Source organism: Actinacidiphila paucisporea, assembly GCF_900142575.1.
In the GTDB taxonomy this organism is placed as follows: Bacteria; Actinomycetota; Actinomycetes; order Streptomycetales; family Streptomycetaceae; genus Actinacidiphila; species Actinacidiphila paucisporea.
Window position 1 is genome coordinate 105,034 of sequence record NZ_FRBI01000026.1, and the last position, 9,823, is coordinate 114,856.

Here is a 9,823-nt window from a genome sequence, read left to right on the forward strand (position 1 = left end):
TTGCGCAACTCGGTGTAGCGTCGCCTGTACGAAGCGTTATTCTCCTCAGACGCAATCCGGAACCCACGCGTCGCCACGACGGGTGAACGGTCCCGTACTGCACGTGATGGAAGTTCTGCCTCTGGGAGTCCCGTGTACCCACACGACGGGGTTGACACCTCCGGCCTGGCTGCGTTGCGCGCACTGGTGCTCGACCGACTGATGCGCACAGTCCCCGCGTACGCCCTGCCCACCCTCGCCACGTCAGGTCCCACCGTCCCCGGCCCGGCGTACGCGCTGGCCGAAGTCAGCACAGCCGCAGGCAGACGCACCCGCAACAGCTCGGGCGCGGCCGGTACGAACGCCGCAGCCCCGGGCACCCACCCACGCCGCCCCGCCTCGGACACCGACTCGGGCCGCATGATGGACCTGGTCGAGCGCGCCCAGGACGGCGAGACCGAGGCCTTCGGGCGGCTGTACGACCACTACAGCGACACGGTCTACCGCTACATCTACTACCGGGTCGGGTCCAAGGCCACCGCCGAGGACCTGACCAGCGAGACCTTCCTGCGTGCGCTGCGCAGGATCGGCACCTTCACCTGGCAGGGCCGCGACTTCGGCGCGTGGCTGGTCACCATCGCCCGCAACCTGGTCGCCGACCACTTCAAGTCGAGCCGTTTCCGGCTGGAAGTGACCACCGGTGAAATGCTCGACGCCAACGAGGTCGCCCGCAGCCCCGAGGACTCCGTCCTGGAGTCGCTGTCCAACGAGGCGCTGCTGACCGCGGTCCGCAAGCTCAACCCGCAGCAGCAGGAGTGCGTGACCCTGCGCTTCCTGCAGGGCCTGTCGGTGGCCGAGACCGCCCGGGTCATGGGCAAGAACGAGGGCGCGATCAAGACCCTGCAATACCGGGCCGTGCGTACGCTGGCCAGGCTCCTGCCCGACGACGCGAGATGAGACCTCGGTGGCCCCGGACGATCATCACACCTGCGTAACCCAACTGGCGCGGCGCTCGTTGCTTCACATGGAGACAACTTTGTGCCTGACTCCGCCATACGCGGTCCGCCGCGTTTCACTCGATCGGGTGCAAGCCGGCAGGCAGCGCAACCCACGGGCGGCACGGGGAGTCGAGTGTGGATGACGAGAGGAGGTGCCGCCCGTGATCGGACAGGCAACGGCACACCGCCGGGCGAACGCCTTCGCCCAGGCCCTTGAGGACGCGGCCGTCCAGGAGGAGACCGGGGCAGCGGAGCGCCGGCAGGGCACGTCCGGCGCACACGGCAGCCATGCCGCGGCCCGGCACGCCGACCCCGAGCAGGGGGCACTGCTCGCGCTGGCCAACGCGCTCGCCGAGCAGCCGCGGCCCGCGCTCGACCCCGAGCGCAAGACCGTCCAGCGCGCGCAGCTGATCGCCGCGATGGAGCAGGCGCTCGCCGACGGCAGCTTCCCGGTCGCCGCCCGGCTGCCCGAGCAGCGCGGCGACGGGCAGGGCGGCAGCCACCGGCTGCGCCGCCTCACCCCGGGCAGCCGGCTCACCCGCCGGCTCGCCGTCGGCGGCCTCACCGTCGGCGTCGCCGCAGGCGCGCTCGGCGGGGTCGCCGCGGCCAGCACCCACGCGCTGCCCGGCGACACCCTCTACGGCCTCAAACGCGGCATGGAGGACCTCAAGCTCGACATGGCCAGCGGCGACGCGTCCCGCGGCAAGGTCTACCTCGACATGGCCTCCACACGCCTCCAGGAGGCCCGCCGCCTCATGGACCGGGGGCGGGGCGGCCACCTCGACGACGAGTCGGTCTCCGAGGTGCGCAAGGCCCTGTCGGGCATGCACCAGGAGGCCGCCGAGGGCCACCGGCTGCTCAGCCAGGCCTACCAGGAGGACGGCTCGCTCCAGCCGATCGAGACGCTCAACTCCTTCGCGGCGGCGCACCGGCAGGGCTGGACCGATCTGCGGGGCAAGCTGCCCGGCCAGCTCACCGACGTCTCCGAGCAGGTCTCCTCGGTCTTCGACGCCATAGACCAGGAAGTCGCGCCGCTCCAGGGACTGCTGCCCAAGACCGAGCAGGACGGGCACACCCACCGCGGCTCGGGCCCCAAGGGCTCCGACCCGTCCGGCGGCACACCGTCGGCCCCGTCCGCCCCGTCCTCCGCCACACCCGGCTCGGGCGGTCCCGAGACCCGCAGCGCGACCCCGTCGCCGTCCGGCTCGACGCCGTCGAGCGGCCTCATCGGCGGCACCAACCCCCTGGGGCCGCTCCCGACCCTCCCCACCCCGAATTCCCCTTCACCCACAGCCCCCTCCGACCACTCCGTGACCCTTCCCCCGCTCCTTCCGGGCCTTCTCCCGGGCCTGGGCCTGGGCACGACCACGGACGACGAGAACTAGGGACCTGTCGGACAGGACCCAGCGCACCGACTTTCCCCGCGTTCCCGAAAAAAGGCCCGCCCTCCGCTGGGAGGGCGAGCCACCGGGGGCGCGGGGAACCGCGCGCCCGCCGTCAGAAGAAGACGGACCGCCGCTGCACGAGGAGTTCGTACAGCGTGTGCTGGATCGTCTCGCGCACCTGGTCGGTCAGGTTGAAGACCAGCATCGGGTCCTCCGCCGCCTCCGGCGGGTAGCCGTCGGTCGGGATGGGCTCGCCGAACTGGATGACCCACTTGGTGGGCAGCGGGACCAGTCCCGCGGCTCCCAGCCAGGGGAAGGTCGGCGTCAGTGGGAAGTAGGGCACCCCCAGCAGCCGCGCCATCGTGCGGGAGTTCCCGAGCATCGGGTAGATCTCCTCCGCCCCCACCACGGAGCACGGCACGATCGGCACCTTCGTCTTCAGCGCCGTCGCGACGAATCCGCCGCGCCCGAACCGCTGCAGCTTGTAGCGGTCGGCGAAGGGCTTCCCGAGGCCCTTGAAGCCCTCGGGCATGACCCCGACGACCTCGCCGCGCTGCAGCAGGACCTCCGCGTCCTCGGTGCAGGCCAGCGTGTGGCCGAGCTTGCGGGCCAGCTCGTTGACCAGCGGGAGCATGAAGACCAGGTCGGCGGCGAGCAGCCGCAGGTGGCGGCCTGCCGGGTGGTGGTCGTGGACGGCGACCTGGGTCATCAGGCCGTCCAGCGGCAGGGTGCCCGAGTGGTTGGAGACGACCAGCGCACCGCCTTCCGCGGGGATGTTCTCGATGCCGCGGACCTCGACCCGGAAGTAGGCACCGAAGACCGGCCGCAGCAGCGACATCAGCACCTGGTCGGTCAGCTCGGCGTCGTAGCCGAACTCGTCGACCTCGTAGTCCCCGGTGACCCGGCGCCGCAGGAAGGCCAGCCCCGAGGCGACCTTGCGCTCCCAGTCGCCGCCGAGCACCCGGTCGGCGACGGCGCCGAACGCCCCCGCGAGGTCCGAGGGCGCCTCGGCGGTGGGTGGCGGGTCGGCGGGACGCCCGCCGTCCGCCTGGGCGGGAATCCCGGCCGCCGGCACGGCCGCGAGCGGCGGCTGCGGGCCGTCGGCGGCCTTTCCCGCCGCGGGGGCCGCGGCCTTGCGGGTCCTGGCGCGGGCGCGCCCGGCGCCGCGCCGGCCGCGCGAGTCCTCGTCGAACGGGATCACCTTGGCGTCGGCCATGGTCCCTGCTCCTTCTCCTGAGGTCTCCGAAGCATTCACGCCGTCCGTCACCGCCGCACCCCCGTGTCCGTATCCGTGCCCACGGCCGCCGCGAGCCGGTCGACCGCCGCCGCGAGCCGGGCGGGGGGCAGCAGCCCGGGGCCGTGGCCGAGGGCGAAGTCGTGGAAGGTCTCGGCGGTCGTGTACGCCGGCTCGAAGCCGAGGGTGTCCCGCATCTCGGTGGTGTCGACCACCCGCCCGTGGGTGAGGAGCCGGATCTGCTCGGGCGCGAAGTCGGTGACGCCGGCGGTACGCAGCAGCTGCCCGATCCAGGTGACCGCGGGCAGCAGCACCGGCACGGTGGGCTTGCCGAGCCGCCTGGCGGTCTGCGAGAGCAGCAGCACCCCGTCACCCGCGATGTTGAACGTGCCGCTGTTGAGGGTGCCGCGGCGGGCTTCCAGCGCGGCCAGCACGAGGACGGCCAGGACGTCGTCCTGGTGCACGAACTGCAGCCGGGGGTCGTAGCCGAAGACGGTCGGCAGCACCGGCAGCGCGAAGAACTCCGCGAGCGGGGTGTCCGCGTCGGGCCCGAGGATGTTCGCGAAGCGCAGCACCGCCACCGCGACGTCGGGGCGGCGGCGGGCGAAGCCGCGTACGTACCCCTCGACCTCGACGGCGTCCTTCGCGAAGCCGCCGCTGGGCAGCGACTTGACCGGGGTGGTCTCGCGGAAGACCGCGGGGTCGCGCGGCGCGGAGCCGTAGACGCTGGTGGTGGACTTGACGACCAGCCGCCGCACGGTCGGCGCCTTCTGGCAGGCGCCGAGCAGCTGCATGGTGCCGATGACGTTGGTCTCCTTGACCTGCGTCCGGCCGCCGGCGCCCAGCGGGGTGCTGCCGGTGACGTCCAGGTGCACCACCGTGTCGACCGAGTGCTGTGCCAGCACCTTGGCGATCATCGGCTGCCGGATGTCGGTCCTGACGAACTCCGCACCGCCCAGGTCATGCTCCGGCGGCACCGCGTCGACCGCGACGACCCGCTCGACCTCGGGGTCGTGCTGGATACGCCGGACGAACCGGCTGCCGAGCTGCCGCGCGGCGCCTGTGACGAGCACCACCTTGCCCACGCCCACGGTTCAGCGCCTTCCTCGGGGAATACCCGCACCGTATCCCTTGCGCCTCCCCCGCGCGCCCCCCGACATGCCACTGCCCTCCCCCAGCCGCCGGAAGGCGGTGGGGGAGGGCAGGAAGTGCGGCGGAAAGTCGCCCGCTTACTTCTTGTTGCGGCGCTGAACGCGCGTCCGCTTCAGAAGCTTGCGGTGCTTCTTCTTGGCCATACGCTTACGCCGCTTCTTGATGACAGAGCCCACGACTACCCTCGCTTCGGTTTCACTCGGTGCGGGGCGTCCGAGCCCACACGACCTACGTCGGCCAAGCCTACCCGCCCGGAGCGGGCGGGCATAAACGAGGCCCACGCGGACGGTCGTCTGCCCGTCAGGGCCTTCTCAGGCAGATTCCACCCCCACGTAGGACTCGCGCAGGTACTCGTGGACGGCCTGCTCCGGAACCCGGAACGAACGGCCCACGCGAATCGCCGGCAGATGACCGCTGTGCACCAGGCGGTACACCGTCATCTTCGACACCCGCATCACCGCCGCCACTTCGGCGACGGTGAGGAAAACGACCTCGTTGAGAGGTCGGGTTTCTGTAGTAGCCATGTCACACCTGAACCTTCCGCACACGCCGGGCACCGGCTTCCCCTCCGGCGACTCAAAGCGGTGTGTGCGCTCCCCCACAGATTAGGGGCGCATGAGGTAAGTGGGGAAGAGGAGTTGCCCATGGTTGACTACTGGGACAACCAGGCACGCTTGAGCACGTAGCGCGTCAATGGCCGGTAGTAATCGGACCTGACGGCATCGTCCACCGGCACCGCGACCGATACGCTGCCCTCCGCCTCGGCCACGAAAACCGCCGGGTCGTCGGCGTCCGCGAGGCCGATCGCCTCGATGCCCAACTGACCTGCGCCGCATACGAATCCGTGGTCGCCGACGACCAGTCCCGGCAGCATTCCGCCCTGTTCCGCGGCCGCCGCGAGAGCCGCTCTGACGGGCAGCGGCGAGTGGGTGTGCGCACCCTGCTCGACCGGCGGTCCGTCACCCTCCGTGTCCACCGGGCGGACCACGGCGACCCCTCCGACGTACCGCAAATGATGTCGGCGTACGCCGAACTGCGTGGGCATGTCCACATCCCGGCCGTACGCGGGTGTGAGGACGACACACCCCGCCGCCGAGAGCGCCGCCGCCAAAGATGCGTAGAAACCAAGGAGGCGATGTGGATGTCCTGTGCCCAAGAGCACCGGAATACGGTCATGCGCGGCCCGCGCGAGCCGCTCAGCGAACGCGTCGAGCGCTGCCACCGTACAGTCCGGGTCGATCACGTCGGGCCCCGACGTCAGTTCGGGATCGGGCGAGACACCGCACCGGTCCGCCATCAGCCGCAGCAGATCCGCCGCCGTCCACTTCCCCGCCGGGTCGAGGCCCAGCGTCTGCCGCGGATCGCGCGCCGCGAACAGCCGATAGCTCGCCAGGCTCTTCTCCCGGGGCGTCGCGACCTGCCCGGCCAGCCCGGCCGCCACCAAATGCGCGCGCAGCGCGCCGACACTCACCACAGCATGATCGTCCCGGCCCGAATCGCCCAGGGCATGCGGAAACCGCCGAATTCACCCCACAGGTACCGATCCCGTCCGCTCAGCCGTCCGTCACGGCAGCAGCCCGTGCAGGGGGAAGACCGCCCGCCTGGTCGCCAGGACCGCCTGGTCCAGCCGGTTCGCCGGGTCGTAGCCGGCCTCGTCGAAGGCCGTCCAGCGCGCGTCGCACCCGTCCGTCATCCGCGCCGGCGCGGGCCGCCTGGTGCGGGCGTGGACCTCGTGCCGCCACTCCTCGGGGACCGCCGTCTCCGGCGCCAGCGGGGTGCCCGCCGCGATCGCCACCAGATGCGTCCAGGTCCGCGGCACCACGTCCGTCACCGCGTAACCGCCGCCGCCCAGCGCCACCCAGCGCCCCGCCGCGTGCTCGTGCGCCAGCGCGTGGCAGGCCTCGGCGACCGCCCGCTGGGCGTCCAGCGACACCGCCAGATGCGCCAGCGGGTCCTCCACGTGCGTGTCGGCCCCGTGCTGGCTCACCAGCACCTGCGGCCGGAAGGCGGCCAGCAGTTCGGGCACCACGGCGTGGAAGGCCCGCAGCCAGCCCGCGTCGCCCGTCCCCGGCGGCAGCGCCACGTTCACCGCGCCGCCCTCGGCCGCGGGCCCGCCCGTCTCCTCGGGCCAGCCGGTGTTCGGGAAGAGCGTCCGCGGATGCTCGTGCAGCGAGATCGTCAGCACCCGCGGGTCGTCCCAGAAGGCCGTCTGCACCCCGTCGCCGTGGTGCACGTCCACGTCGACGTACGCCACCCGCTCCACGCCCAGCTCCAGCAGCCGCGCCACCGCCAGGGCCGCGTCGTTGTAGACGCAGAAACCCGCGGCGGCCCCCGGCATCGCATGGTGCAGCCCGCCCGCGAAATTCACCGCGTGCGCCACCTCACCGCGCCAGACCGCCTCCGCAGCGGCCACCGACTGCCCGGCGATCAGCGCGGAGACCTCGTGCATCCGCGGGAAGACCGGATTGTCCTCCGTACCGAGGCCGTACGAGGCGTAGGCACCGTACGACGCGGGTACGGACGCCGGCTCGTGCGACGCCCGCCGCACCGCCGCCACGTAGTCCGCATCGTGCACCAGCGTCAGCGTCGACTCACCCGCCGGGGGCGCCGCCACCACCCGCAGCGCCGGGTCGAGCCCGAAGGCCCGCACCAGGCTCCTGGTGAGCGACAGCCGCACCGGGTCCATCGGATGCCCGGGGCCGAAGTCGTAACCGGTGACCTGCTCATCCCACATCAACTGTGCTCGGCCGCTCATGGCCGACACCGTACCCGGCGGGCTCCGCGGCGAAGGACCTGGCGTAATGCAGCGTCGCCCCGACCAGCAGCATCGGTACGAGCATCGCGCCGCGGTAGCTCCACGCGTCGCCCAGCGCGCCCACCAGCGGCGAGCCGACCAGGAAGCCGACGTAGTTGAAGACGTTCAGCCGCGCGATCGCGGTGTCCGACGCCCCAGGGAAGAGCCGCCCCGCCGCCGCGAAGGTCTGCGGCACGATCACGCACAGCCCGAAACCGAGCAGCGTGAAGCCCAGCATCCCCACCCACGGCCCCGGTGCCACCGCCACCACCGCGAAGCCCGCCATCGCCACGACCGTCCCCAGCCGCACCACGGCCACCGCACCGAACCGCCGCACCCCGAAATCGCCCACGGAGCGGCCCAGCAGCGTGGTGACCATGTAGACCGCGTACGGCACCGTCGAGAGCTGCTCGGAGCTGTGCAGGGTGTCCTGGAGGTACTTCGCGCTCCAGTTGGAGACCGTCGAGTCGCCGATGTACGCGAAGGCCATCACCAGGCAGAGCGGCATCAGCAGCCGCATCACCACCTGCTGCGTCTCCTTCTGCCCGCCCGCCTCCACCGGGTCGGCCGCGTCCCGGTACCAGCGGCTCGCCACCAGCGTCAGCGGGATCAGCACCAGCACCACCGGCCCGTACAGCGACACCAGCGAGATGTGCCAGTGCGCCCCCGACCAGGCCAGCAGCGCCCCGATGATGCCGCCCAGGCTGTACGCGGCGTGGAAGCCCAGCATGATGCTGCGCCCGTACGCGCGTTGCAGGCTGACCCCGAGCATGTTCATCGACGCGTCCAGGCCGCCGACGCACACCCCGAACAGCGCCAGCGTCACGGCCGCCACCCACATGCTGTCCCCGGCGCCGAGCCCGAGCAGCACCAGCGCGACCAGCGGCTGCACCCAGCGCAGCACCACGCTCGGCCGCACCCGCTTGACCAGCTGCTCGGTCGCCACGCTGCCCAGCCCCGCCAGGATCGGCACAGCGGCAAGGAAGACCGGTAGCAGCCCGTCACTGATCCCGTAGCGGTCCTGGATCGCCGGAATCCGGGTCACCAGCAGCGCGAAGAGCGCCCCCTGCGCGAAGAAGCTGACCGCGAGGGCCGCGCGACCGTGCCGCAGGGTCTGCGGGCGAGCGTCGTCGTCCATAAGGGTGCACGGTAGACGTGAAAGCTACGCCTGAGTAGGTGCACGGAGTCACGATCTTCCCCGCGCGCGGGTTTCCCGCCGCCAGGCCCCCGGTCAGCCGAAGAGCAGGTCGGGCAGCTCCGCCATGCCGCCGAAGAGGGCGGTCGCGTCCTTGAGCTTCGCGGCCGGCGTCATCGCGGTGTAGCCGTACACATCCATGCCGGCCGCCCGCGCCGCCGCCACCCCCAACGCGCTGTCCTCCACGACGGCACACCGCTCCGGCGCCACGCCCATGGTGCGGGCCGCGTGCAGGAACAGGTCGGGCGCCGGCTTCCCCCGGCCCACGTCCTGCGCCGAGAAGATCCGCTGCTCCCCGAACCGGTCGTAGAGCCCGGTCTTCCGCAGCGCGACCCGGATCCGTTCATGTCCCCCGGACGACGCCAGGCAGTACGCGACCCCGTCCGCCGCCAGCTTCTCCAGTACGGTCCCGGCGCCCTGGACCGGCTCCAACTCCCGCTCGAACGCCGCGAAGACCCGCGCGTGGTAGCCGGCGTCGAACCCCTTGGGCAGGCTCCCCCCGTCCCGCTCCCGCACCAGGTCGTGCACGCGGTGGATGGCCGCGCCCATGAAATCCCTGACCGACTCCTCGAAGGTCGTCGGAAACCCGGCCTCGGTCAGGCAGTCCGCGAGGATGCGGTTGGAAATCCGCTCGCTGTCCACGAGGACGCCGTCATTGTCGAAGATGACCAGGTCATACCGCATGGCGACACCGTACAGGGTGGCAGAACGCAGAAAAGCGTCAGCCCCCGTGCATGGCACGGGGGCTGACGCTCTATCAAAGATTGTTCGGCGGTGTCCTACTCTCCCACAGGGTCCCCCCTGCAGTACCATCGGCGCTGAAAGGCTTAGCTTCCGGGTTCGGAATGTAACCGGGCGTTTCCCTAACGCTATGACCACCGAAACACCATGAAACACACACCACACCCCACACACACCACCACTGATCGTGGTGGTACGGGAGTGTGGTAGCTGGTTGTTTCAGAACCACACAGTGGACGCGAGCAACTGAGGACAAGCCCTCGGCCTATTAGTACCGGTCAGCTCCACCCCTTACAGGGCTTCCACATCCGGCCTATCAACCCAGTCGTCTACTGGGAGCCTTAC

The 9,823-nt window shown here is 71.4% G+C and carries 10 protein-coding genes and 2 rRNA genes; 2 read left to right on the forward strand and 10 right to left on the reverse strand.

From position 1 onward, the window contains the following. The first annotated feature begins 132 nt into the window (after nucleotides 1-132). Both BUE44_RS29065 and BUE44_RS29070 read left to right on the forward strand, forming a co-directional pair. Nucleotides 133-936 carry an ECF subfamily RNA polymerase sigma factor, BldN family gene (locus BUE44_RS29065; protein WP_073501988.1) on the forward strand — a complete coding sequence of 268 codons (804 nt, stop codon included), beginning with the start codon at nucleotides 133-135 and terminating at the stop codon, nucleotides 934-936. Between the two features lie 202 nt (nucleotides 937-1,138). After that, the gene (locus tag BUE44_RS29070; RefSeq protein WP_073501989.1) at nucleotides 1,139-2,362 is read left to right on the forward strand and encodes a DUF5667 domain-containing protein; all 1,224 of its coding nucleotides are present in this window, start codon (nucleotides 1,139-1,141) and stop codon (nucleotides 2,360-2,362) included. A 112-nt stretch (nucleotides 2,363-2,474) separates the two neighbouring features. Here the strand turns inward: BUE44_RS29070 and BUE44_RS29075 are convergent, their stop codons facing one another. From BUE44_RS29075 to BUE44_RS29120, 10 genes are all read right to left on the reverse strand, one after another. Beyond that, the gene (locus BUE44_RS29075; protein ID WP_073501990.1) at nucleotides 2,475-3,578 is read right to left on the reverse strand and encodes a lysophospholipid acyltransferase family protein; all 1,104 of its coding nucleotides are present in this window, start codon (nucleotides 3,576-3,578) and stop codon (nucleotides 2,475-2,477) included. Between the two features lie 47 nt (nucleotides 3,579-3,625). After that, the gene (locus tag BUE44_RS29080) at nucleotides 3,626-4,681 is read right to left on the reverse strand and encodes an NAD-dependent epimerase/dehydratase family protein (RefSeq protein WP_073502007.1); all 1,056 of its coding nucleotides are present in this window, start codon (nucleotides 4,679-4,681) and stop codon (nucleotides 3,626-3,628) included. A 144-nt stretch (nucleotides 4,682-4,825) separates the two neighbouring features. Further along, a complete protein-coding gene (locus BUE44_RS39985; protein WP_456049215.1) occupies nucleotides 4,826-5,029 on the reverse strand; it encodes a 30S ribosomal protein bS22 in 204 nt (67 codons plus the stop codon). A gap of 30 nt (nucleotides 5,030-5,059) precedes the next feature. Further along, a complete protein-coding gene (locus BUE44_RS29090) occupies nucleotides 5,060-5,272 on the reverse strand; it encodes a helix-turn-helix domain-containing protein (protein WP_031524045.1) in 213 nt (70 codons plus the stop codon). Nucleotides 5,273-5,400: 128 nt separating this feature from the next. Further along, nucleotides 5,401-6,222, reverse strand: a complete 822-nt coding sequence (locus tag BUE44_RS29095; RefSeq protein ID WP_073501991.1) for a phosphatase — start codon at nucleotides 6,220-6,222, stop codon at nucleotides 5,401-5,403. Between the two features lie 90 nt (nucleotides 6,223-6,312). Next, nucleotides 6,313-7,503, reverse strand: coding sequence for an acetoin utilization protein AcuC (locus BUE44_RS29100; protein ID WP_073501992.1), 1,191 nt, complete (start codon nucleotides 7,501-7,503; stop codon nucleotides 6,313-6,315). Then, nucleotides 7,472-8,680 carry an MFS transporter gene (locus BUE44_RS29105; RefSeq protein WP_235002562.1) on the reverse strand — a complete coding sequence of 403 codons (1,209 nt, stop codon included), beginning with the start codon at nucleotides 8,678-8,680 and terminating at the stop codon, nucleotides 7,472-7,474. The genes BUE44_RS29100 and BUE44_RS29105 overlap by 32 nt, the downstream gene beginning before the upstream one ends. A gap of 93 nt (nucleotides 8,681-8,773) precedes the next feature. Continuing rightward, complete coding sequence (locus BUE44_RS29110; protein WP_073501993.1) at nucleotides 8,774-9,421, reverse strand: HAD family hydrolase; 648 nt, start codon at nucleotides 9,419-9,421, stop codon at nucleotides 8,774-8,776. Between the two features lie 82 nt (nucleotides 9,422-9,503). Continuing rightward, a 5S ribosomal RNA gene (gene rrf, locus BUE44_RS29115) occupies nucleotides 9,504-9,620 on the reverse strand. Nucleotides 9,621-9,726: 106 nt separating this feature from the next. Beyond that, a 23S ribosomal RNA gene (locus BUE44_RS29120) occupies nucleotides 9,727-9,823 on the reverse strand; the annotation flags it as partial.